The sequence below is a fragment of the Kiritimatiellia bacterium genome (genome assembly GCA_026417735.1).
GTDB lineage: Bacteria > Verrucomicrobiota > Kiritimatiellia > PWTM01 > PWTM01 > CAACVY01.
In genome coordinates this window covers 201,855-226,239 of sequence record JAOACR010000009.1, presented here as the reverse complement: position 1 = coordinate 226,239, position 24,385 = coordinate 201,855, and the positions used below count along the sequence as shown (strand labels likewise).

Sequence of the window (24,385 nt, the reverse complement as noted above, 5' to 3'; positions counted from 1 at the left end):
GGGCTCCATGCCTTGGACAAGTTCCCGCTCTGAACCTCCCATCCTTGGACGCCGAATCCGGGCGACCACCGTGCTCGCCGATCGTCTCGCCGCGCCGCTTCAATTCAACGCCGCTCGCTTGACTTGGTCGGAGCACAAGATTGACCATCTGAGGCGGTCTTCAGGGATCACCCGAGTGCCCGGAAAAGGAGCGAAGACGATGCCGCGACATCGAATCTTCTTGTCGGTCATTCTGTGGCTTGCGCTGGTCGTCAACGGAGGAGGTCAGCCCACGAATGCGCCACGAGGGCTCCGGACACGCTGGGCGGCACGGGTGAATCCTGAGGCTCCCTGGCCGGAGTACCCGAGGCCGACGCTGGTACGGACGGACTGGCAGAATCTCAACGGAGTCTGGGAGCTGGCGGTCACGCCGACGAACGCGGCGGCACCGTCCGAATGGCCGCTTCGCATTCTGGTGCCCTATCCGGTCGAGTCGGCGCTCAGCGGCGTGGGGCGGCGAGTGTCGCCGGCGGAGCGCCTCTGGTACCGCCGGACGTTCGTGGTGCCGGAAGGGTGGCGCGACCGGCGGCTGTTGCTGCACTTCGGCGCGGTCGACTGGGAGGCAGTGGTGATCGTGAACGGCCGAGAGGTTGGCCGCCACCGCGGCGGGTACGACGCATTTTCGTTCGACGTCACCGATGCTCTACAGCCGGGACCCACACAGACGCTCATGGTCGCGGTGTGGGACCCGACCTCCGCCGGGTACCAGCCGCGCGGCAAACAGCACTTGAACCCTCATGGGATCTGGTACACGCCGGTCTCCGGCATCTGGCAGACACCGTGGCTCGAGCCGGTGCCGCGCGCGCACATCTGTTCGCTGCGCGTGACACCGCGCGCGGCGGACGGCTCGCTGGAGCTCGAGGCGGACACCGCCTGCCACGGGCCGCCCCCGGCCGACGCCGGCCCGCTGGAGCTGGGCGTGGAGGTGCTCGACAACGGGCGCCGTGTTGCGGTCGCGCGCGGGCCGGCCGATGCGGTGCTGCGCGTGGAGATCCCGAGCCCGAAGCTGTGGTCGCCCGAGTCACCGCATCTTTACGACCTGGCGGTGACGCTCTGGTGCGGCACACAGGCGGTAGACCGGGTCACCTCGTATGCGGGTCTGCGTTCGATCGAGGTCCGTCGCGATGCGGCCGGCGTGCTGCGGCTGCACCTGAACGGGCGGCCGTTGTTCATGTTCGGCCCCCTCGACCAGGGCTGGTGGCCGGAAGGCCTGTACACCGCGCCCACCGACGAGGCGCTCCGCTTCGACATCGAAACGACGCGCGCCTATGGCATGAACCTGATCCGCAAGCATGTGAAGGTCGAGCCCGAGCGCTGGTACTGGTGGTGCGACCGGCTCGGCATGCTGGTCTTCCAGGACATGCCCAACGCGGACGCCGGCGACGGGCGGCTGGACCGGCGCCGTTCCGACGAGGCCGCCGCGCAGTTTGAGCGGGAGCTGCGCGCGATGGTCACCCAGCGCTTCAACCATCCATCGATCGTGATGTGGATTCCCTTCAATGAGGGCTGGGGCCAGCACGAGACCGCCCGTTACACTGAGCTGGTTCGCCAGCTGGATCCGACGCGCCCTGTGAACGAGGCCAGCGGCTGGCATGATCGCGGCAGCGGTGACGTCCGCGATCTGCACCACTATCCCGATCCCGTGGCGCCGAACGAGCTCGACCCGCGCCGCGCGCTCGTGCTGGGTGAATTCGGCGGACTTGGTCTGCCGCTCGCCGGCCATCTGTGGCAGCCCGACCGCAACTGGGGCTACCGCACCTACCGCGACACGAACTATCTCACCGAGGCGTTTCTCGATTTGATCGACCGGCTGCACCCCTTGACCGGCGCGCCCGGTCTATCCGCCGCGGTCTACACGCAGACGACGGACGTGGAGATCGAGGTGAACGGTCTGATGACCTACGACCGCGCGGTGTTCAAGATTCCGCCGGAACGGGTTGCGCCGCACATCCGCCGCCTGTATGCGCCTCCAGAGTCCCGCCGGCATGCGCCCGACCGCTTGACGCCGCCCGCGGTGCCGCTGGTGGTCCACGACCCCTATTTCAGTATCTGGTCGCCGGCCGACCACCCCGCCGCTGCGCCCACCGAGCACTGGACGGGGCGGCCGCACCGGCTCACCGCGCTGCTCCGCCTGGACGGGCGGACGTGGCGGCTGCTCGGCTCGTCGCCGCGCTCGATCCCGCCGATGCGGCTCGCTTCGCTCGAGGTGCTGCCCACGCGCACGATTTACCACTTCGAGGAGGACGGAGTGCGCGTGTCGCTGGCGTTCATCACGCCCGTATTGCCGGAAGATCTCGACATCCTGTCGCGCCCGGTCACGTACGTAAGTTGTTTTGTGCGGCCGCTGGATGGTCGTGTCCGAACAGCGCAGTTCTACCTCGATGTGGCGCCGGAGCTGGCGGTGAACGAGCCGGCGCAGATCGTCGAATGGACTGCGCCTTCGATGGAGGGCCTCGTCGCGCTGCGCGTGGGCACCGTGGACCAGCCGGTCCTCGTGCGCCGCGGCGATGACGTGCGGATTGACTGGGGGTACCTCTACCTGGCCGCGCCGGCGCGCGAAGGGGCGACGACCGCGCTGGGCGACCCGCTGCGGCTGCGCGCCGCGTTTGCGGAGTCCGGCACCTGGCCGCCGGACGCAACGAGCACGTCGGCCCCTGCCGCGGCCGCCGAGGCTCCCTGGGGCGCGCTCGCGATGAACCTCGGGCGCGCCGACCGCGACGGTGCGCTCGGCTGGCTGATGCTCGCCTACGACGATCTCTGGTCCATTCGGTACATGCAGACCGATCTGCGGCCCTACTGGCGACGCGCCGGCTGGGAGGCCGCCGACCTGCTGGCCGCCGCCGCGCGCGACTTCCGCGAGCTCAGCCGTCGTTGCGAAGCGTTTGATCGAGAACTGATGGCGGACCTCGAACGCGTAGGTGGCCGTCCGTATGCGCGGCTCGCCGCGCTCGCGTACCGCCAGTGCTTCGGTGCGGGGAAGTTTGTCGCCGACGCGAACGGCCAGCCGATCCAGTTCTCGAAGGAGAACCACTCCAACGGCTGCATCGGCACCGCGGATGTCTTCTATCCCATGGCGCCGCAGTTTCTGCTCTTCGGTCCGTCGCTCGCGCGCTCCTTCCTGGTGCCGTTCATGAACTACGCGGCTTCGGAGCGGTGGCGGTTTCCGTTCGCGCCGCACGATCTGGGCACCTATCCGCACGCGAACGGCCAGCGCTACGGCGGCGGCGAAACCAGCGAGGCCAATCAGATGCCGGTGGAGGAAAGCGGCAATCTGCTGCTGCTGATGGCCGCGGTCGCGAAACTGGAAGGTCATGCGAACTTCGCGGCGCGGTGGCGGCCGCAGCTGGACCGCTGGGCGGAATATCTGCGCGAGAAGGGATTCGATCCGGAGCACCAGCTCTGCACCGACGACTTCGCCGGTCACCTCGCCCACAATGCGAACCTCAGCCTGAAAGCGATCTGCGCGCTCGGCGCCTATGCTCAGCTCTGTGAGGCCTGGGGCGACAACGCACGAGCCGCGCAGTTCCGGGACCTCGCGCGGCAATTTGCCGCCCAGTGGATGCGCGCCGCTGACGACGGCGACCACTACCGGCTTGCGTTCGATCGGCCCGGCACGTGGAGCCAGAAGTACAACCTGGTGTGGGACCGGCTGTTGGGCCTCCATCTCTTTCCCCCCGAGGTCGCCCGCCGCGAAATGGCGCACTACCGCCGCGTGCAAAACCGCTATGGCCTGCCGCTCGACAACCGCGCCGACTACACGAAGCTCGACTGGATCGTCTGGACCGCCACCCTCACCGGCCGCCAACGTGACTTCGACGCGCTCGTGATGCCGGTGATCCGTTTCCTGAACGAAACGCCGGATCGCTCCCCGATGACCGACTGGTACTTCACCTCCACTGCCCGCAAACGCGGCTTCACCGCCCGCCCCGTCGTCGGCGCGGTGTTTCTGCCGGTCCTCTACCACGACGACATCTGGCGCAAATGGGCTGCGCGCGACCGCACCAAGGCCGATCAGTACGCACCGATCCCGCCGCCGCCCGCGTTACGCGCGATCGTGCCGACGTCGGACGACTCGCCGCAGCTGTGGCGGTACTCGCTGAGGGCCCCGCCGCCGGAGTGGAGCCGTCCGGACTTTGACGACTCGGCCTGGGGAGAGGCGCCGGGCGGCTTCGGCACGCCCGGCACGCCCGGCGCCGCGGTCGGCACGGAATGGAACACCGAGCGCATCTGGCTGCGCCGACGCGTCACCATTCCGGATCTGCGCAACAGCCGCGTGTGGCTGCGCATCCACCACGATGAAGACGTCGAGGTCTACCTGAATGGCCGCCTCGCGTTCCGACAGAGCGGCTTTCTGACCAGCTATGAACTGGTACCGCTGGCGCCTGACCTGGTGCGCACGCTGGACGCCGGACCGCTCACGATCGCCGTCACCTGCCGGCAGACCGGTGGCGGCCAGTACGTGGATGTCGGCCTGGTGTGCGAAACGGTGCGCTGACGTCGCCGCGCCCCTCGCCATGCTGCTGCTGGCCGGCGCGGCCGCCACGGTGCCGGAGGCCCCGGCGGTTGTCTCAGACTGGCCCCACCTCCTGGGCCCGCATCTGGACATGACCACGCGGGAAACCGGTTGGCCGGAGCGCCCGCCGGCCGGAGGGCTGCCGGTTGAGTGGACGTACCCGAAGGGCGAGGGCTATGCGGCGCCGGTCGTCGCCGACGGCCGCGTTTTCCTGGGCCACCGGCTGGGCGACGAGGCGATCGTGGACTGCCTCGAGCTGGAAAGCGGCCGGCGGCTCTGGCGGTTCAGCCGGCCAACCGCCTATGTGGACCGCTACAACTACAACGGCGGACCGCGCTGCAGTCCGGTCGTCGGCGACGGGCGTGTATTCATGCTGGGTGCCGACGCGCGGCTGGACGTGCTGAGCGCGGCTGACGGGCGGCTCCTTTGGACGCGTGACCTGGCGGCGGAGTACCGGCTGCGACAAAATTTTTTCGGGATGGGCGCCACGCCACTGCTGGAGGGAGGCAAACTGGTGGTCGTGGTGGGCGCACCGGAAGGCGGCCCCTGTGTGATCGCGCTCGATCCGGCGAGCGGGCGCGAGGTGTGGGCCTCGGGCCATGGCTGGTCCGCCGGATACGCGGCGCCGGTTGCGGCGACCGTGCACGGCCGGCGCCGGCTGTTTGTGTTTACCGGGGGTGAGAGCCGACCGCCCAATGGTGGACTGCTCGTGCTCGATCCGGCGGACGGCCGGGAGCTGGATCGCTTCCCTTGGCGCGGCCGTCCCCATGAGTCCGTGAATGCGGCGCCGCCGCTGGTCGTCGCTGACCGCGTCTTGATTTCGGAATGCTATGGCCGTGGCACGGTGATGCTGCGCGTTGGGGTGGACGGCCGTCTGACGCCGGTATGGACGAACCGCGAAACTGGGGTCCACATCATGCAACCACTTGCGCGCGACGGCTGCGCATTTCTGATCGTCGGACACGGCCCCGGTGACAACGCGCTGTTGTGTCTGGATCTCGAGACCGGTGCGACGCTCTGGCGCGACCGCCTGCGCTGGGTCGAGCAGGTGCCGCTGGCGGACGGGCGACGGCCGGTGACCGTTGGCGTGATGCGCGGCTGGTTGGCGGAGGCGGGGGGGCGAATGATCTGCCTCGGTGAGCTGGGGCATCTGCTCTGGTTGCGTCTCTCGCGCGAGCGCGTCGAACTGCTGGGCCACGTGTCGCCGTTCTTCGCGCGGCAGACGTGGAGCCCGCCGGCGTTTTCGCGCGGGCGACTGCTGGTGGTGCAGAATGACCGCGATCTTCTCACTGGTGGCTCGCCACGGCTGTGGTGTTGGCGAGTCGCCGTCCGCTGAACGGGACCGACCGGGCACCGACCACGTTGCGTTTTCCGGACGGTTTCGACACCATTGCCGCGTGGTTCGGTTGCGTTCGACGCGCTGAGGGTCTGTCCTACAGAACAATGGGGGTTGTGATGACGAACAGAACGGTCGAGCGGGCGTACCGGATGGCGAAGGAGCGTTACGCCGAGCTGGGCGTGGATACGGATGCGGCGGTCCGGCGACTCGCGAACGTGCCGATTTCGCTGCACTGCTGGCAGGGCGACGATGTGGGGGGGTTTGAGCATTTCGACGGGACGCTGGGGGGAGGGCTGGCGGCGACCGGCAACTATCCGGGCAAGGCGCGCACGCCGGACGAGCTTCGCGCGGATGCGGAAAAGGCATTCTCACTGATTCCCGGCCCGCACCGGTTCAACATCCATGCGTTCTACGGAGAGTTTGGCGGTCGGAAGGTGGATCGCGACCAAATCGGTCCCGAGCACTTCCAAGGGTGGGTGGACTGGGCGAAGCGACTGCGGATCGGCCTCGATTTCAATCCGACCTGCTTCTCGCATCCGAAAGCGGCGGATGGTTTCACGCTGTCGCATCCCGATCGAGCGATCCGGCAGTTCTGGATCGCCCACTGCGTCGCTTGCCGTCGGATCGGCGCCGCGATGGGGCGGGCGTTGAACAATCCGGTCGTCACGAACATCTGGGTGCCGGATGGCATGAAGGACACGCCGGCCGATCGCGCGGGTTTCCGCGCGCGGCTGGAGGAGTCGCTCGATCAGATTCTCGCCGCGAAGGTGGATCGCCGCTGGAACCGGGACGCGGTTGAGGGCAAGCTTTTTGGAATCGGATGCGAGAGCATGACCGTCGGCTCGCACGAGTTCTATCTCGGCTATGCGGTGAAGCATCAAATCGTGCTGACCCTCGATGCGGGGCATTACCATCCGACCGAGACCATTGCGGACAAAATTTCTGCGGTGTTGCGCTTTGTGCCGGAGATCCTGCTGCACGTGAGCCGGGGCGTGCGCTGGGACAGCGACCACGTGGTGATTCTGAACGACGATCTGATTGCGATCGCGCAGGAGCTGGTGCGCGGCGATTTCCTCGACCGGACGCACATCGGGCTGGACTACTTTGATGCGAGCATCAACCGGGTGGCGGCGTGGGTGATCGGTACGCGCAACATGGCCCGTGCGCTGCTGTACGCGCTGCTTGAGCCGTATCGCCGCCTGCGCGACATGGAACTGGCGGGCGATTACACCGGCCGCCTCGCGCTGATGGAGGAGCTCAAGACGCTGCCCTTCGGCGCGGTGTGGGATTACTATTGCATGACGCAGGATGTCCCCGTCGGCGACGCATGGCTGGCCGAAGTCCGCCGCTATGAGGCCGATGTGCTCTCGAAGCGGCGCTGAAGAACTGGAGGGGACGGGCGATGAGCACGCACGCGACCAATCCGATGCTGGGAGTGTTGCTCTTCACGCTGGGCGGGCTGGCGGGGGCGGTGTTTTACCTGCCCTTCAAGAAAATTCGCGAGTGGGCGTGGGAAAGCTACTGGTTGGTGTATGCGGTGGCGGGGCTGGTGTTGGTGCCCTGGCTGCTGGCGTGGACCACTTCGCCCAACGTGGTCGCGGTGCTCCGCGCGGCACCGGCGCGCGAAATCGTGCGCTGCTTCCTGTACGGTGCGGCATGGGGGATCGGAGGGCTGACATGGGGACTGATGATCCGCTATCTGGGCGTTGGGCTGGGGCTGGCGATCGGGTGCGGCCTGTGTTCGGCGACCGGCACGTTGATTCCGCCGATCCTGGAGGGGCGTGCGGCGGACCTGGCGGGCACTCCGGCGGCGAACCTGTCGCTGCTGGGTGTCATGCTGTCGCTGGCCGGCATCGCGCTGGTGGGAATGGCCGGCATGTCGAAGGAACGGGAACTGCCGGAGGAGGAAAAGAAAAAGGCGGTCGCGGAGTACAACTTCCGGAAGGGGCTGCTGGTCGCGGTGTTTTCGGGCGTGATGAGCTCCGCGATGAGTTTTGGTTTGCAGGGCGGCCGCACCATCGAGAAGCTCGCGCGGGAGACCGAACCGGTCACTGCGGCGGCATGGGCAGGGATGCCGGTGCTGGTCGTGGTGCTGCTGGGTGGCTTTGTGGTCAATGCGCTGTGGTGCCTGCATCTGAATGTCAGGAACCGGACGCTGGGCGACTATCACCGGGCGTCTGCGCCGCTGGCGGCGAACTATCTGCTGGCGGCGTTGGCGGGGGCAATCTGGTGTTCGCAGTTCATCTGTTTCAAGACCGGTGAGCCGGCGATGGGACCGCGCGCGTACATCGGTTGGGCGGTGCTGATGGCCAGCGCGATCGGGTTCAGCACGCTGCTGGGCATCGTGCTCGGCGAGTGGAAGGGCACAAGTTCTCGCACGCGCTCCCGTCTGGCGGGCGGCCTGGTGCTGTTGTTCGCGTCGGTCGTCGCCGCCGGTTTGAGCGGGCACGTGAAGCAGTCCGTGGTGCCAGCCCGCCCCGAGGCCCCTTCGCCCGCTGCCGGTGTGCGGAACTGAACAAACAGCCGGGAGGACGCGCGATGAGCACAAAGGTGTATCTGGCAGTGGATCTGGGCGCGGAGAGCGGGCGTGTCATGGCCGGCCTCTGGAACGGGCGCACCCTGCGGCTCCAGGAGGTCCACCGATTCCAGAACGGACCGGTCTGGTGGGCCGACTCGATGCGGTGGGACGTCGTGCGGCTTTGGGCGGAGATTCAGAACGGCCTGGCCGCCGCGGCGCGGGAACACGGGCCGCAGATCGTCTCGGTCGGTACCGACACCTGGGGAGTGGACTTCGCGCTGCTGAGTCGCCGCGGCGAGCTGCTTGCGCAGCCGTGGCACTACCGGGACGCCCGCACCGACGGCATGCTCGCGCGCGCGTTCCGGATGGTGCCGCGCGCGGAAATCTTCCGGCAGACCGGCATCCAGTTCATGCAGATCAACACGCTCTACCAGCTGCTGGCGATGCGGCGCAGCCACCCCGACCTGCTGGAGCACGCCGGCACACTGCTGATGATGCCGGATCTTTTCCACTGGCTGCTGTGCGGCTCGAAGGTTGTCGAGTTCACCGATGCCTCCACCTCCCAGTGCGTGAATCCGGTCCGCCGCGCCTGGGCGCGCGGCCTGCTGAAGAAGTTCGGAATTCCGACCCATATCTTTCCCGCAATGGTGCAGCCCGGCACCGATCTGGGACCGCTGCGTCGGCTCGTCGCCGAGCGTGCGGGCCTGCCGCCGACAGTACGCGTGGTCGCCCCGCCCACGCATGATACCGCCAGCGCGGTGGCCGGCGTGCCTTCGGACCGTACCGGCCGTACGGACTGGGCGTACCTCAGCTCGGGCACCTGGTCGCTGATGGGCGTTGAAATGCGGCGGCCGGTGCTCACGGACCGCGCGCTCGAGCTGAACATGACCAACGAGGGCGGGGTGGACGGCACGGTGCGGTTGCTGAAGAACATCATGGGGCTGTGGCTGGTGCAGCAGTGCCGCCGGTCGTTCGAGGCGGCGGGCCGTTCCTATACCTATGCGGAGCTCGTGCGATTGGCCGCGGAAGCGCCACCGCTGCGCTCGCTGGTGGACCCGGATGATCCGCGCTTCCTGAATCCGCCGGACATGCCCCGTGCCATTCAGTCGTTCTGTCAGGACACCGGCCAGCCGGTGCCGAAGAGCGACGGCGAACTGGTGCGCTGCGCGTATGAGAGCCTCGCGCTGAAGTACCGGCAGGTGCTGGGCCATCTGGAGGAACTCGCCGGCAACCGCATCGAAGTGATCCACATCGTCGGTGGTGGCTCGCAAAACGATCTGCTCAACCAGTTCACTGCGGATGCCTGTCAGCGCCAGGTGCGGGCCGGCCCGGTGGAAGCGACCGCACTGGGCAATCTGCTGGTTCAGATCCGCGCAAGCGGCGAGATCGGTTCGCTTGAGGAAATTCGCGAGGCGGTTCGGCGGTCCTGTGAGATGCGAACGTTCGACCCGGGCGACGGCACGCCGTGGGCGGAGGCTGCGGCCCGCTGGGCGTCGTTCCGCCGCCGCGCCTGAGCGCCTGGGAGAGGGAGGTAGGGGGGCGTCGCTCACCAGCCGCCGCGGGCGATCACGGAACTTTCGCCGCAGTCTGCCTCCTGTGTGCTCCGAAAGGGGGCCTCGGCAGGTCGCCGTGTGTGCCGTCGCACTGGGTTCAGCGTCAGAACCGCCCGCGTCACGAGGGGGCGGGTGGAGCTGCCCGGCCTTGGAGGCGCGCCTGCCGATGCAGTTCCCAGAGCTTTGCGTACTTCAGCGCGGCGCCCATCGCGGCCAGCAGAGCAATGAGCAGGCCGTGGGTGCCGTCGAGAAAGCCGGCGCGCAAAATGTATCCCTTGATGAAGCGCAGCGGCGGGCGCAGTAGTAAGTCGTGCCAGTGGAAACGGTCGCCCGCAACAAACTTTTGTTGCGCGGTGATCGTCGAAAACCGGTTCAGCGTTGCGACGTGGTCCTCGATGTCGTCGTACGTATAGTGGTAGAGGGGATTCCGCAAACGCTTCACCGGGCCGGTTACGACGACACGATCGTGCGGCTCGATCCCTTCCGACCGCCCATAGTCGCGGTGGAACAGCCGCAGCTTGATGTCCGGGTACCACTCCCCATGGCGGATCCAGCGCCCGAGGTACTGCACCATCCGGGGAAACTCGTAGCCGACGTGCGGGGCGGGCCCACGGCGGAACTCCTCGATCACTTCGTCGCGCAGGCCGGGGGAGACCTCTTCGTCGGAGTCGAGGAACAGCAGCCAGGGTTGCGTCGCGAGACTCCGCACGAGGTTGCGCTGGCCGACGTAGCCGAGCCATTCGTGCTGGTGCACGCGGTTCGTGTACTCGCGGGCGATTTCAACCGTGCGGTCGGTGCTGAAGCTGTCGAGCACCACGGTCTCCGCGCACCACCGCACACTCTCGAGACAACGGCGGATTTTTCGTTCCTCATTGAAACAGATCACGCAGGCGGAGATGGGGGGACGGTCATCCTCGCTCATAGGCTAGCCCGGACGCCGGCGGAGGCGCGGATCAGCAGGTCCATGGGGCGTGCAATCTCGTCTTCAAGACGATCGTCGCAGTACACGCGCACGATGCAACCGTGGAAGCGGGTCGCGGACTGGCGGCGGAAGCCGGCGGGCACGACGTAGGCCGCGCTCGCATTGAGCGTGCCCTCCGCGGACCAGGCCTCGCCGACCCACGCGCGAACCTGCGCGGGCATCGCGCGGGTGAGCGCCACCGTGCGGCCATCGGCGGACTCATCGAACATCACCACCTCGACACGCAGCGAGGCGGGCGGGGGCGGCTGTGTGCCCGAGCTGCGCAGCACGATGCGCACCAGGCGCATGTCGTCGTAGTCCTGAGAGTCGGGAAACCGCTGGATGGTGAGCTCCGCAACGGTCACGCGGCCGGCGCGCGCGGTACCGGCACGGCGCTGTTCCAGCGAGAGCCGCGCCCATTCTTCCGCTGCGCGTGCGGCCTCGGGACGATCCGCCGCACGCTGATACAATTGCGCCCACTGCGCAAGTGCCGCTTCGATTTGCCCACGTTGTTCGAGCCAGGTCGCACGCAGCTCGTACGCGGCCAGCAGGTCGGGGTCCTCCCGCTGCAGCTCGGCCAGCAGACGGTCGGCCGCCTCCCAGCGACCGGCGGCGGCTTCCGCCCTGGCGCGGGCAAGGGTGCGCGCGCTCAGCTCTGCGCGCGTCGGCGGCGCGGCGGTGGCGGCCGCCGCGGGTGGAGGTGACGTGGAGGGGCGAGTGCTGCCGGCGGTCGCGGCCGCCTGCGTCGCCATCGCCCGGAACGAACTCTGCAGCAGTGCGAGCTCCGCGCGCAACCGCCGAATCTCCTCCACCGTTGCCTCGTCCGGTGCGGCACTGGTGACCACGATCACTGGTGTGGCGGGTGGCGCGGGGCTGGGTGGCGGCAGTTCGATCGCGATCGCCGGCACGGCGGAGGTCGCCGCCAAAGAGGAGGGCTCTGCGGGGAACCTCGGCGAGGGCCTGCGCACAACCGCCCGGCCGACCGCCAGCACCGCGAGTACGACCACGATCAGGACCAGCGCCACCCGCATACCGCGGCCGACCGGCGCCTCGTCAATGAGTTCCGCCGGTCGGCCCTTCACCTCCGCCTGCACGAACGCCTGCACCAGCAGGCGCGTGCGCCCCAGCTCGATTTCGTCGCCGTGTTTCAGGATGGATCGGGCGGTTTCCCTTTTGTTGACCAAGATACGGTTCATCGAACCGAGATCGTGGATCAGCAGACCGCCCTGAAAGTGCTCGATGACCGCGTGCCGTTCGGCGACCTCGGGGTCGTCCAGTCGAAGGCTGCACTCCGGCGCCCGGCCGACCAGCAACGGCTCCAACGGAACGGTGATCCGCTCCCCCTGGCGGGGGCCGTTCAGGATGACGAGCCGGAAGATCAACCCAATCGTCCCTCGCAGGACGCGACCACCCGCGCCCGCCCCTCATGTTGCCCCGGCGTGCATCGCCTCACAAGTCGGGGCGGACCGCGCATGGAGCAATCAGACCGCCGCGCGAATCGCCTCGGCGCGGTCGGTGCGCTCCCATGTGAACGTCTCGAGATCTTCGGGGGAACAGCGGCCGAAATGGCCGTAGGCGGACGTCCGCTCGTAAATCGGTCGCCGCAGCTGCAAGTCCTCAATGATTTCGGCCGGTTTCAGCCGGAAGACACGGCGAATCCCCTCTTCGAGCCGCTCTTCGGGCACGCGGGCGGTACCGAACGTCTCCACGTGAATCGAAACCGGATCGGGATAGCCGATCACATACGCCAGTTGCACCTCGCAGCGGGCAGCCAGCTTTGCCGCGACGATGTTCTTCGCGATGTACCGCGCCATATACGCCGCGCTGCGATCCACCTTGGAGGGGTCCTTGCCGGAGAACGCGCCTCCTCCGTGACGGCCCATGCCGCCGTATGTGTCCACGATGATCTTGCGGCCGGTGACCCCGCAGTCTCCCTGAGGGCCGCCTACAACGAACCGGCCGGTCGGATTGATGAAGTAGCGAGTGTTCCTGCGCAGCATCTCCGCAGGCAGGGAGGGCCGGATCACTTCTTCGAGAATGCCCTCGCGAATTTCGCGCAGCGAAACGTCCGGTGTGTGCTGGCACGACACCACGACCGTATCAATGGCGACCGGCCGCCCCTCTTCGTAGCGCACCGTCACCTGGGTCTTCCCGTCCGGCCGAAGGAACTTGAGCGCACGGGTGCGGCGGGCTTGGGTCAGGCGGCGGGCGAGGTGGTGGGCGTACATGATGGGTGCGGGCATCAGCTCCGGGGTCTCGTCGCAGGCAAAGCCGAACATCATGCCCTGGTCGCCGGCACCCTGTTCTTTGCCGCCGGCCTTGCCCTTCGCGCGACGGGCGTCCACACCCTGCGCAATGTCCGGCGACTGTTTCTCCAGCGCAACGAGCACCGCGCAGCTGCTGGCGTCGAAACCGATGGAAGGGTCGGTGTAACCGATCGCTTCGACCTTCTTGCGCGCAATCTCCACAAACGGAACCTGGGCGGAGGTGGTGATTTCGCCGGCGATCACGATCAGGCGGGTTTTCACGAGGGCCTCGCAGGCGACCCGGCTGAAGGGGTCCTCCCGCAGGCAGGCATCGAGCACCACGTCTGATATGCCATCGCAGACCTTGTCGGGATGACCTTCTGTAACCGATTCAGAGGTAAACACGAAACGCCGCAACCGTTGGTCCATGTGCGTTGATCCCCGCCGACTTCGCCGGCCGGCCCTGTGCCGGTCGGGCGTCAGCCCAAGTACTCCACTATCTCCGGGCAGCGTTGCTCTGTCAACGTGCGGCAGAGCGCCAGAACATCGGAGCCGCGCTCCAGCTCCAGCGCGCGGGCGGCGAGCGACTCGCACTCGGAATACGAGACGCTGCGGATGACCGCCTTTACCAGGGGGATCACCGCGGGGCTCATGCTGAGTTCGTCCACGCCCAGCCCGACCAGCAGCGGCGCGAGCGTGGCCTGTCCGCCCATTTCGCCGCAGACGCCGGTCCAGATGCCGGTGGCCCGGGCGGCCTCGATGGTTTGCTGTAGCAGCCGGAGTATCGCCGGGTGAGTGGGTTCATAGAGGTAGGTGACCTGCGCGTTCACGCGGTCCACCGCCAGCGTGTACTGGATCAGGTCGTTGGTGCCGATGCTGAAGAACCGCACGCGGGCAGCCAGCTGTGCGGCGACGAGCGCGGCGGACGGCACTTCGATCATGATACCGACCTCGATGTCACGGTCGAACTCGACGCCATCCGCTGCCAGTTCCTGTTTGGCCTGTTCGAGCAGCGCATTCGCCTGGATCACCTCCTCCACGTTGCTGATCATCGGGTACATGATCTTCACGTTGCCGGCGGCGCTGGCCCGGAGAATCCCGCGCAGCTGGGTACGGAACAGCTCGGGTTGTGCCAGGCAGAAGCGAATCGCCCGCCAGCCAAGGTAGGGGTTCACCTCGTTCGGCATCTGAATGGATGAGGCGAACTTGTCTCCGCCGATGTCGAGCGTGCGGATGATCACTGGCGCGGGCGCCACGCGCCGAGCGACCTCTTCGTAGGCGCGGGCCTGCTCGAACTCGTCGGGAAGGGTCGGGCGCGACAGATAGAGAAACTCGCTGCGGAACAGTCCGATGCCGCGGGCGCCGTGCCGAAGCGCTGCATCCACGTCGCGTGGCAGCTCGATGTTGGCGGAGAGCACCACCTCGTAGCCGTCCCGCGTCCGCGCGGGCAGGTCGCGGAGTGTTTCGAGACGGTCCCGCACAGTTTCCCGTGCCCGCGCGATGCGGCTATACCGCTCCCGCGTGGCGGCAGACGGGCGTACGATCACCCGCCCGACCTGTCCATCGACCAACAACGCATCGCCGTTCGAAATGCGCTGGCTGGCGTTGCGCAGTCCCACCACCGCCGGAATCTCAAATGCGCGCGCCATGATCGCGGTGTGCGAGGTGGGACTGCCCAGGTCGGTGATCAGCGCCAGCACCCGCTCGCGGCTCATGGTCGCCGTGTCCGAGGGGGACAGATCCGGCGCGACGATCACGCAAGGCTCGGTCAGCCCGCTCAGATCGGAGAGAGGGTGGCCGGCGAGGTTCATCAAGATCCGGCGCGCGACGTCGCGCACGTCCGCGGCCCGTTCGCGGAGGTACTCGTCGTCCATTTGCGAGAGGGTGTCCGCGTAGCGTTGTGCGACCTCGTGGAGCACGGCCTCCACGTTCACGTGCCGGCTCTGCACACCCCGGATGACCTCCTCGATGAACGCTCGATCGTCCACCACCAGCAGATGCGCGTCGAAAATGCTGGCGCTGTGGCGGTCGAGCGCCCGTTCGACGCGGCGCTGGATGTCGCGCAGCTGGCCGCGGGTCGTGATCAGCGCCTCCTCGAGGCGGACGATTTCGCGGGGCACCTCGTCGGCGCTGATCGCTCGCTCGACAACGTGCACGTCGGCCGGCGTCAGCAAAAACGCCGGGCCGATCACGACGCCGGGCGAAACGCCAACGCCGTGCAGCTCCACTTCACCCGCCGACTCTGCCATCCGTCCCGCCGCCCTCCGGCTCCCGGTCTTCGAAGAACTTCAGTTCGAACAACTTTGCGAGCGCGTCCACCGCCTCCGCCGCATCCGGGCCGCGGGCGGAGATGCGGATTTTCGAGCCGGGGCAGCCCTCCAGCGTGAGCACACCCATCACGCTTTTTGCGGAGACCTCCGCGCCATCCTTTGCCAGGTAGATGTCGGCCGCGTACGCGGAGGCGGTTTTCGCCAGCAGCGCGGCGGGCCGCGCGTGGATGCCGTAGCGGTTGCGAACCACCACCTCGCGGGACACCGAATCCTGCGGTGAGCTCGGAGTGTCAGTCACTGCTGCGAATCCTCTCGCGCGTCAGGCGCGCCATGATCCGTTCATCCAGTTCCTTTGCGGCGTCATGGCCGAGCTGCCGGAGCCGGAAGTTCAGCGCCGCCGCCTCGACGACCAGGCTGATGTCGCGCCCGGCGACCACCGGAATACGATAATACGGAATTTCGACGCCAAGCACATCGCGGGTTTTCTGTTCCAGGCCGGTGCGTTCCTCCTCCGTGCCGTCCAGCACGCGTTCGAGCCGCACGATCATGTCCACGCGTTTTTCGCGTCGCACCGAGGCCAATCCGTACAGACTCGGCACGTGGATCAGGCCCAGGCCGCGGATTTCCATGTGATAGCGTGTCAGGTCGGGTGCGGTGCCGAGAATCTCGCCGACGCCCAGCCGCCGCAGGTCCACCATGTCGTCGGCGACCAGGCTGTGGCCGCGCGCGATGAGGCTCAGAGCGGTCTCACTCTTGCCGACGCCCGGGGGCCCTTCGATGATCACGCCGATGCCCATGATGTCCACCATCGTGCCCTGGTAGCGCATGCGGGGGGCGGTGAGGTCCTCGATCACCACCGCCGCCAACTGCACGAACCGGCCGGTGATCAGATGGCTGCGCAGCAGCGGCACACGGTGCTGCGCCGCCAGCTCGCGCACCTCGGGGGGCGGTCGGATGCTGCGCGCAAAGACAACGCAGGGCACCTCTGCCTGGAAAAAATCGGTCAGCCGGCGCAGCCGTTCCTCCGGCGCCAGGCCCTTGAGATACGTCAGCTCCGCCAGTCCGATCACCTGAATGCGGCGGTGGGCGAAATATCGCAGGAAACCCGCCAGCGCCAGCCCGGGGCGGTTGATCGCCGGTTCCGGCACCACCCGGTCGAGGTGGTCCTCGCCGTCGAACACTTCCAGCTCGAGCGTGCGCCGACCGCCCTCCACAAACTGGCGTACCGTCATCGTCACGGCGTGGAGTCCTCCGCTCCCCGCTCGCCCCGTCGAGCGATGTCGGCCATGGTCGCATGACCCTTGTGCGCCTGGCGGCGCTCAAACCACTTGCGCACTTGCACCGCCACGTGATCCACGGCCGCGTCGATCGAGGCGTACATGTCCGCCGATTCCTGCCGCGACTCGACGGGGCCGTGGTGCGGCACGTGCACCACCACCTCCGCGATGTGGCGGTGTTTCTCCACCATCAGTACCACGTGTGCGTCCTGCAGACGGGGGAACTCCGCCAGCCGCGAACGAATCCGGTGCTCCACGTGCTCCCGCAGCGCCTCGGTCACCTCGACATGACGGCCGGTGATGTGAATTCTCATCCCGTGTTCTCCTTTCGGGGCCCGCGCCTCGCCGGCCGGCCCCCGTTGTTCTGCCTCACATGCTGAACTTCGGCCCCAAATACAGCTCCCGGCTCACCGGATCGTGGATCAGAAACTCGCTGGTTCCCTCCCGTAGCACGCGCCCCTCGCAGATCAGATAGGCCCGATCCACCACGGCGAGCGTTTCCCGGACGTTGTGGTCGGTGATCAGGATCCCCAGCCCGCGCCGCTTCAGATCCATGATGATCTGCTGCACGTCGTACACCGCCAGCGGATCCACCCCGCTGAACGGCTCATCCAACAACATCAGCGACGGGTTCGTCACCAGCGCGCGGGTGATTTCCAACCGTCGGCGCTCCCCCCCGCTGAGCGTGTAGGCTCGCTGCGACGCGAGATGGCTGATCTTCAGGTCGCCGAGCAGATGCTCCAGCCGCAGCTGCCGCTCCCGCGCGGACATCGGCAGCGTTTCGAGAATCGCCATCACGTTCTCCGCGACCGTCAGATGTCGGAACACCGACGGCTCCTGTGCCAGATATCCCATCCCCATCCGCGCCCGGCGGTACATCGCCATCCGCGTCACGTCGCGGCCCTCAAACCAAACCCGGCCGGCGGTCGGCGCGATCAACCCGATGATCATGTAGAACGTCGTGGTCTTGCCCGCGCCGTTCGGCCCGAGCAGCCCGACGATTTCGCCGGCGCGCACGGAGATGTCCACGCCGTCCACGACGCGGCGGCCGCGGTACTCCTTCACCAACCCTTCGGTCTGCACCAGTACGCCGTCCGCCGTCACTCAGCGCACCCCTTTCAGCAGATCGCCACGTTTCGGGTCGGGTTGCAGGATCAACCGCGCGTTCGGATAGCACTCCAGGCGGTCCTGGTCGCGCCAGAACACGATGCGATCCGCGGTCATCATGTCGCGCCCGCGGAGTATGCGCGGATTGTCCTCGAGCACGAACCGCCCCTCCGCCACCTCGTAGGTCGCGCGGCCTGCCCAGGCGTGCTTGTCCGCCTGGCTGATGACGACGCGCCCGGTCGCGGTGACCAGCCGCACCTCGTTGGTGCCGGCCAGATCAATGCGGACGTGGTCCGCCTTCATTTTCACCTGCGGATCGCTGACCACCACCGAGCCGGAGAGCTCGATCAGCTGCCGGCGTCCGTCATACAGGAGCCGGTCCGAGGTGATCACGGTCAGCTCGCCGAACTCCGGCACATCGGCGGTGGGATTCGCCAGCGTGGGCGTCCCCTCCGCAGCCGCGACCCGGCCGGCCGGCGCGGAGGTGACCGCTTCACCTTTGGCCAGCATCCCCAGTGCGGCGAGCGCGGCGCACCACATCGTCAGAAGGCGTCTCATCGCGCGGGATCCCCCGCACCGGCCGCCGGCCGCGCGCCGGGCAGCGCGAGCTTGCGCACGTCCCGAATCACGACGCGCGCGTTGGTCTGGATCAGGAACCGCTGCCGGCGGGGCTCGTAGCGGTAATCGGCACCGGTGATCATCACGTCTCCCCGCACAATCCGCACTGCTGCGGTGGACATCGCGACGTGTGCTCGCCGGTTGTACAGGCAGTGCGGCGAGCTGATCCGGGTTTCCACCACGCCGTCGCGAAACATTTCCACTTGCAGCTGTTCGACCTCGAGGATGTCGGGCGTCAGCATCGTGACCCGCTCGCCGGAGAGCTGCGAGCGCAACCGGCCCTCTTCGTCGTAGTCCGGAACGCGGAACGCGGTCGCGCTGCCGCCCGGCTGCAGCTGCGCGAGCGCGCCCATCGTGGCCAGCGCAACCGCCAGAGCCGGCCAACGGGAGGGTTGGCGCGTGCTCACCGCCGCCTCCCTGCGTTGCGCCGCGCCGCCGCAATCGCGCTCAGCTCGCGCCAGATCTTCGGCAGCAGGCGCAGGGGAATCGAGTTCGCGCCGTCCGAGAGCGCGCGCGCCGGCTGAGGGTGCGTTTCGAGGAAGACCGCGGCACACCCCACCGCCACCGCCGCGCGCGCGAGCGCGGGCGCCAGCGCTGCGTCACCGCCCGACCGGTCCCCCGCACCGCCGGGCCGCTGCACGCTGTGCGTCGCGTCGAACACCACGGGGTATCCGGTCTGCGCCATCCATACGAGGCTGCGGAAGTCCACCACCAGATTCTGATAGCCGAACGTGGTCCCGCGCTCGGTGAGCAGAATCCGGTGATTTCCCGCCCACTCGATCTTCTCCACCACGTGCCGGATCTCCTGCGGCGAAAGGAACTGGCCCTTTTTCACGTTCACTGCGCGGCCGGAGCGCGCCGCCGCAACCACCAGATCGGTCTGTCGGCACAAGAACGCGGGGATCTGCAGAACGTCAACCACCTCCGCAACCGGGCCGACCTCCTCCACCGCGTGCACATCTGTCAGGATCGGCAACCCCAGCTGCTGCTTCACCTCGGCGAGGATTTCGAGACCTTTTCGCAGGCCGGGACCGCGATACGAATGCACAGAGGTGCGGTTGGCCTTGTCGTAGGAGGCCTTGAAGATCAGCGGAACTCCAGCCGCCCGGGCCCAGGCGGCCAGCCGCCGGGCCACCCGTAGGCAGTGATCACGGCTCTCAATAACACACGGGCCGGCAATCAGCGCCAGCGGAGCAGTTCCGCCAACCATCACCGGCCCGACCCGTATGGCTCGCCCGGTCATTCCGGGGTGAGTCTATCGGCAAAAGGGGACTGTTTCCAGTTCCGCGACGGCGCGGCCGACCCGCGGGGCAGGGGCGCCGCGAGAGCTGCCTCAGCCCGCTGAGCGCAAACGGAGGCCGGACACGGGGTTACCGGTTCCAACGCTTGGAGGAGTGCCGGCGAAACGCTTCCAAGGTTTGGACGCGGTTCGCGAGCTGGTGGCGCGGCGGGGCCGGCGGGCGGTACGGCTGCAACAGCGGCGAGCGTGCGGGAGAGCCGCCGATTTGTGCGACGGCACCATCAGCAGTATACTCTGGGCCGGCAGCAAGGGACCGATGTCTCCGAACACGAAAGGAATCTACACGGCGTCGGGCCAGGCGGCCGGTGGGGGGGAGATTCCGCCGCCGCGTCGGCCGTTTCGGATTTGGTGGGACATCGCAACGCCCGCCGAGCGATGGTCGGCGGTGTTCGTCATCTTTTCTATCACCGTGCTGATTGGGATCCTAGTTGGCATTGCATGGTATCAACACGAACAGATCACGCGGTTCCGGCGGCGGGGCGAGTTAGGGGCCGGAGGGGAGAAGCGCGCGCCGAAGATTTCGTTTGTATCGCCGATCGAGTTGGACGCGTCGGGCCGACTCCACTTTGACGAGCTTGAGGATGCGGCGGCCGAGCCCTCACCACTCGAGCCGCCGACGGACATCACGTCGGTGACGCCGGCGGCGATCTTGCAGACGGCGATATGGTTGCGACGGGCGGAGCGTGCGGCCGCGGAGCAGGAATGGGCAGGGGCATTGACGGCGTACGAAGAGGCCTCAAAGATTTTTCCGGAGTCCGTTCGTATCCGGGAGCAACTGGGGCTCTGCCAGCTACGGGAGCGCGATTACGCCGGCGCGGCGGCCACGTTCGGCTGGCTGGCGGAGCGCCGCCCGAACGCGGCGGGCATCTGGAACAATCTCGGCGTCGCCGAAGCGGGGCGGGACCGTTATGAGGAGGCGCAGGCGGCGTTCGAGCGGGCGTTGGCGGTGGATTCGACACACCGCTTTGCGGCGCGAAATCTGGCGGTGCTCGCCTACCGGCGGGGTGAGATGGCGCGCGCAGTGGAAGCACTCTCCACGGTGCTGCAACGGGATCCCGACGATTTCGAAGCCGCACTCATGTGTTCGGTTGCGCTGCTGAGAACAGGGCGGCATGCGGAGGCCGTGGCACGGCTTGAGGATCTCGCGAGTCGTTCGCCGTCTGCGCCGGTCTGGTTTTACCTCGCGGAGGCACGCGCCCGACTGGGGCAGAACGGCACCGCGCTGCAGGCGCTGGATCGGGCAGTCGCGATGGTGGACGCAAGGACCGCGATCGCGTGGTTGAATCGCCCCGAGATGGACCGGCTTCGCGGGGATCCAGAGTTTCAGAAGCGCTGGTCAAAGATCGCGTCGGATACGCCGTAGCGGGGGGGGCGAGGAAACCGGCCGATTCACGGGGGGAGCGGCAGCTCGCCGTGGGGGGGGAAGGGGCGGCTTGCGTCATTGCGGTGCTCGACGAGGGTGCGGGCGCCCAAGGTGTGAAGCCACGCTTGATCCTCCTTTGTCGCAACGCGTTCGAGGACGACAACCGATGCGGCGGGGTCAACGGGAATACGGGTGAGGCTGCTGATTTGCGCCGGTGTCGCGCGCCCCGCCAGGAGGACCGCGCGCCCGCCACGGGCCACGCGCAGCCACAGTGCTCCGTCCGCTGTTCGGGGGTAGGAGACGCCAGGCGGGGGATGCCAGACGTCCCACACGATACCGCCCGGGCACTCGCCCGTGTCGCCGGCGGCCAGCGGAACCAGTTCACGTCCCTCGCGCGCCCATCGTTCCAGAAGCTGGCGGGCAACGGGCGAGGGGGATCGACCGGTGGGCAGCAGAATCCGGCGCGTTGGGATGCGCTCCAGCACGGCTGGCGCGGCGCCCGCATGGTCCGCATCGAGCGCGGGGAGCACGATCGCGTCAAGCCGGTCCACGCCGCAGGACCGCAACCACCGGATCAGCCGTTCTGCGGTCCACGCGGGGCCCGGCCCGATCAACCAGTCTCCGCGCTCGCCGGGAACGTTCAGCAGGATGGCCGGAGCCAGGTCCGCCGGCGCAAATGCAATGCGCGCGCGATCGTCGGTGAGGTAGCGGGTCGCTCCGGCGACCGCAATGGCGGCGGCCGCACCCACCAGCGCGAGGCGGACACGCCCTTCGAACACTTGGAGTCCTGTAATCGCCGCGTAGATCAGCAGCACCGCCCACAACGGCGGCGAGGTGACCGCCATGTAACTGCCGGGCAGTTCGAACAGCGTATCCACTGCACGCACAAGTCCCGCGCAGATCGCCGCGTTCGCGTGATTGAACGTCACCGCGAGCGCTTCGGACGCGAGCCCCGCGACCAGCGAGATGCAGCCGGTCAGCACGATCAGAAACGACGCGGGAATCACGATCAGGTTGCCCGGCAGCGAGGCGGGCGAGATTTGGTTGCCGGTGTGCGCGGTGAGCGGTGCAGAGGCGATCCACGCCGCGCAGGAGGCGGCGGCGAGCCGGCCGAGCCACCCGCCAACGGCCCGAAGGGCGGAACGCCAGTGTGGGGTGGCGGAGTCCACCAACGCGTCGTCGGCCGCGGTACCCAGCAACGTCCGGGCGGCTGTTTCGAGGGGAGGCGTCAGCGCCGCCAGTCCGGCGACCACGAGGAACGAATACCAAAATCCTGGTTCCGCGATCTGCGATGGTGCCGGTCCGAGGATCGCGAGCGCGGCGGCGGCCAGTGCTGAGGGCAGGTCAGGGCGGCGGCGCAGCACGGGGGCCAGCCACCAGACTGCCGCGATCGCAAACGCGCGCAGCGCACTGACCGACGCGCCGGTCGCGACCGTGTACACGGCCAGCATCGGGATCAGGGCCACGCCCCACCATCGGCGCGGGCAGCCAACCGTTCGCAATGCGGCGGCGAGCACCACCGAGAAGATGCCCACGTGCAGCCCACTGATCGCAAAAATGTGGGCGGTTCCGGTGCGCAGAAACCTCTCGCGCAGCTCGGGCAGCACTTCTTCACGATAGCCGAGCACCATCGCGGGGATGATCTCGGCCGGCCCGGTCCAATCTTCGATTCCACGGCGCAGCGCGGCACGTGCGCGTTCGCGCTGCGCGTAGCACCAGGCGCGCCATCGCGAGCCCGCGTTTCGCGCCAGCAGATCTGCCGGCCCCCGCACGGAAAGCCGCAGCCGTCCGTCCTCGCCCCGCCGCGCGACCGCTCCCACCCGCCAGCGATCGCCATAGGCGGGTTGCGGGCCTGTGGGCTCGGTGGCCATCCACACCTCTACGCGACCGGAAGCAGACTGCCAGCCCGACTCGGTGGACCGGATGGCTTCGACGATGCCCCAGCACCGCCAGCGAGACGGGCCGGATCCCTCGCCGGGCAGCCGAACCGGCGGCGAGTCCAACCGCAGGGTGAGCTCGACGAATTGCGCCGGCCGTAGCAGCCGCGCGGCAAGCGTGTCCGGCCGGTGCTCCGGCCGGGCGAGCAGCCCGTGCGAGATCGCGGTGCTGAGCACGGCCACGTGAACGAGACACACCGCGCCGCGCCCGCGTCGGGCAAGCGCCGCTGCCAACAGGGCCGCTATGCCGGCGGTGACCATCGCCGCGGGGGGCGGGATCTGCGGCCAGAGGTGTGCAAGACCCAGACCGGCGGTCCACATCAGCGCGACGCCAACGAGGGGACGTCGCGGGGCCGGTGCTGCAGACGGTGTCAGCGACGCCATGCGAGCGCGGGATCGGCCAGCCGCCAGTGGCCCACGCGGCGGGCGGCATTGAACGCGGCGGCGGCCCCTCGAATCGCTGCCCGTGCGGCCTGTGAGGGGGACCGCCCGTGCGCAAGATGTGCGGTGACGAGCGCCGCCACTAGACATCCGGCGCCGTGGTCCGAGACGCCATGTGCACGGCGAGTGATGAGCCGCCAGGCGGTGTGGCCGTCCGCGTACGCGTTTTCGATTTGCATACCGCCCCGGTGTCCCCCCTTCAGCAGCACAGCGGTGCGAAAGCGGCGGGCGAGCTCTCGGGCGGCCAGCACAAGGTCGTCGTTCGGGCCGATCGGCCGCTCCAGAAGCAACGCGGCCTCGTAGAGGTTTGGAGTGATGATCGTCGCCAGCGGGACGATCCGTTCGCGCATGGCGCGCACCGCGCGGGGTTGCAGCAGCGGGTCACCTCCCGCGGCGACCATCACGGGGTCCACCACGAGGCGCTGCCAGCGATGCTGCCGAACCGCGAGCGCGACGGCCTCGATGATGCGCTCCGCGAACAGCATGCCGGTTTTGACGACCGCGACGGGTCCCGTCGCGGCGACCGCGTCGAGCTGCGCACGGATGAGCCGGACCGGAAGCGGCTGGACCGCGGTGACTTTGCCGGGGCGCTGAGCGGTCACACATGTGAGCGCAACCGCGCCGTGCAGACCCGCCAGCGCAAACACGCCGACGTCCGCCGTCACGCCCGCACCGCCGCTGCTGTCGGTACCGCCGATCGTCAACGCGATCGGCCAACGCCGGGAACCGCGCATGTCGCAACTGTATCACAGGGTGTGCAGGTTCGCCGGAGCCCGGTCTCGGCAACAGACGGTGGTCAACACCGCCGGAGCTCGAAGAGGTGGGGGCCGTACGGCTGTATTTGTGGGGGGCACCACGAGTACACTGTGCGGTGCACTGTGACGCCGCGGCCGACGCGGTCGG

At 68.2% G+C, this 24,385-nt stretch carries 19 protein-coding genes; 6 read left to right on the top strand and 13 right to left on the bottom strand.

Features of this window, described 5'->3' with window-relative positions; translation table 11 throughout:
* Window positions 1-199 precede the first annotated feature (199 nt).
* The 5 genes from N2652_04615 to rhaB all read left to right on the top strand — a co-directional run bounded on the left by N2652_04615 (window position 200) and on the right by rhaB (window position 9,923).
* On the top strand, window positions 200-4,534 hold the full coding sequence (locus N2652_04615; GenBank protein MCX7818478.1) for a DUF4965 domain-containing protein: 4,335 nt from the start codon (window positions 200-202) through the stop codon (window positions 4,532-4,534).
* Entirely contained in the window at window positions 4,503-5,888 is a 1,386-nt protein-coding gene (locus tag N2652_04610) for a PQQ-like beta-propeller repeat protein (protein ID MCX7818477.1), read from the top strand. Before N2652_04615 ends, N2652_04610 begins: the two co-directional genes overlap by 32 nt.
* Window positions 5,889-6,007: 119 nt before the next feature.
* On the top strand, window positions 6,008-7,273 hold the full coding sequence (locus N2652_04605) for an L-rhamnose isomerase (GenBank protein ID MCX7818476.1): 1,266 nt from the start codon (window positions 6,008-6,010) through the stop codon (window positions 7,271-7,273).
* Between the two features lie 20 nt (window positions 7,274-7,293).
* Window positions 7,294-8,406 (top strand): rhamnose/proton symporter RhaT, encoded by a 1,113-nt coding sequence (locus tag N2652_04600; protein MCX7818475.1) that lies wholly within the window; start codon window positions 7,294-7,296, stop codon window positions 8,404-8,406.
* Between the two features lie 23 nt (window positions 8,407-8,429).
* Window positions 8,430-9,923, top strand: coding sequence for a rhamnulokinase (gene rhaB, locus N2652_04595; GenBank protein ID MCX7818474.1), 1,494 nt, complete (start codon window positions 8,430-8,432; stop codon window positions 9,921-9,923).
* A 157-nt stretch (window positions 9,924-10,080) separates the two neighbouring features.
* Here the strand turns inward: rhaB and N2652_04590 are convergent, their stop codons facing one another.
* From N2652_04590 to kdsA, 11 genes are all read right to left on the bottom strand, one after another.
* Window positions 10,081-10,884 carry a glycosyltransferase family 2 protein gene (locus tag N2652_04590; protein MCX7818473.1) on the bottom strand — a complete coding sequence of 268 codons (804 nt, stop codon included), beginning with the start codon at window positions 10,882-10,884 and terminating at the stop codon, window positions 10,081-10,083.
* The gene (locus tag N2652_04585; protein MCX7818472.1) at window positions 10,881-12,305 is read right to left on the bottom strand and encodes an FHA domain-containing protein; all 1,425 of its coding nucleotides are present in this window, start codon (window positions 12,303-12,305) and stop codon (window positions 10,881-10,883) included. Before N2652_04585 ends, N2652_04590 begins: the two co-directional genes overlap by 4 nt.
* A gap of 99 nt (window positions 12,306-12,404) precedes the next feature.
* Complete coding sequence (metK, locus tag N2652_04580; GenBank protein MCX7818471.1) at window positions 12,405-13,586, bottom strand: methionine adenosyltransferase; 1,182 nt, start codon at window positions 13,584-13,586, stop codon at window positions 12,405-12,407.
* A 62-nt stretch (window positions 13,587-13,648) separates the two neighbouring features.
* A complete protein-coding gene (ptsP, locus tag N2652_04575; GenBank protein MCX7818470.1) occupies window positions 13,649-15,418 on the bottom strand; it encodes a phosphoenolpyruvate--protein phosphotransferase in 1,770 nt (589 codons plus the stop codon).
* Entirely contained in the window at window positions 15,399-15,737 is a 339-nt protein-coding gene (locus tag N2652_04570; protein MCX7818469.1) for an HPr family phosphocarrier protein, read from the bottom strand. The genes ptsP and N2652_04570 overlap by 20 nt, the downstream gene beginning before the upstream one ends.
* Window positions 15,730-16,671: an HPr(Ser) kinase/phosphatase gene (gene hprK, locus N2652_04565; GenBank protein MCX7818468.1), complete on the bottom strand. Its 942-nt coding sequence runs from the start codon at window positions 16,669-16,671 to the stop codon at window positions 15,730-15,732. Before hprK ends, N2652_04570 begins: the two co-directional genes overlap by 8 nt.
* Window positions 16,672-16,673: 2 nt before the next feature.
* Window positions 16,674-17,030 carry a ribosome-associated translation inhibitor RaiA gene (gene raiA / locus N2652_04560; GenBank protein MCX7818467.1) on the bottom strand — a complete coding sequence of 119 codons (357 nt, stop codon included), beginning with the start codon at window positions 17,028-17,030 and terminating at the stop codon, window positions 16,674-16,676.
* A gap of 55 nt (window positions 17,031-17,085) precedes the next feature.
* Entirely contained in the window at window positions 17,086-17,820 is a 735-nt protein-coding gene (lptB, locus tag N2652_04555; GenBank protein ID MCX7818466.1) for an LPS export ABC transporter ATP-binding protein, read from the bottom strand.
* Complete coding sequence (locus tag N2652_04550; GenBank protein ID MCX7818465.1) at window positions 17,821-18,381, bottom strand: hypothetical protein; 561 nt, start codon at window positions 18,379-18,381, stop codon at window positions 17,821-17,823.
* Window positions 18,378-18,848 carry a hypothetical protein gene (locus N2652_04545; protein MCX7818464.1) on the bottom strand — a complete coding sequence of 157 codons (471 nt, stop codon included), beginning with the start codon at window positions 18,846-18,848 and terminating at the stop codon, window positions 18,378-18,380. Before N2652_04545 ends, N2652_04550 begins: the two co-directional genes overlap by 4 nt.
* On the bottom strand, window positions 18,845-19,684 hold the full coding sequence (kdsA, locus tag N2652_04540; protein MCX7818463.1) for a 3-deoxy-8-phosphooctulonate synthase: 840 nt from the start codon (window positions 19,682-19,684) through the stop codon (window positions 18,845-18,847). The genes N2652_04545 and kdsA overlap by 4 nt, the downstream gene beginning before the upstream one ends.
* Window positions 19,685-19,835: 151 nt before the next feature.
* Between kdsA and N2652_04535 the strand changes: the two genes are divergently transcribed.
* Window positions 19,836-21,104: a tetratricopeptide repeat protein gene (locus tag N2652_04535; GenBank protein ID MCX7818462.1), complete on the top strand. Its 1,269-nt coding sequence runs from the start codon at window positions 19,836-19,838 to the stop codon at window positions 21,102-21,104.
* Between the two features lie 26 nt (window positions 21,105-21,130).
* Here N2652_04535 and N2652_04530 read toward each other — a convergent pair whose 3' ends face one another.
* Window positions 21,131-23,425 (bottom strand): ComEC/Rec2 family competence protein, encoded by a 2,295-nt coding sequence (locus N2652_04530; protein MCX7818461.1) that lies wholly within the window; start codon window positions 23,423-23,425, stop codon window positions 21,131-21,133.
* Window positions 23,413-24,216: a bifunctional hydroxymethylpyrimidine kinase/phosphomethylpyrimidine kinase gene (thiD, locus tag N2652_04525; protein ID MCX7818460.1), complete on the bottom strand. Its 804-nt coding sequence runs from the start codon at window positions 24,214-24,216 to the stop codon at window positions 23,413-23,415. Before thiD ends, N2652_04530 begins: the two co-directional genes overlap by 13 nt.
* Window positions 24,217-24,385 lie beyond the last annotated feature (169 nt).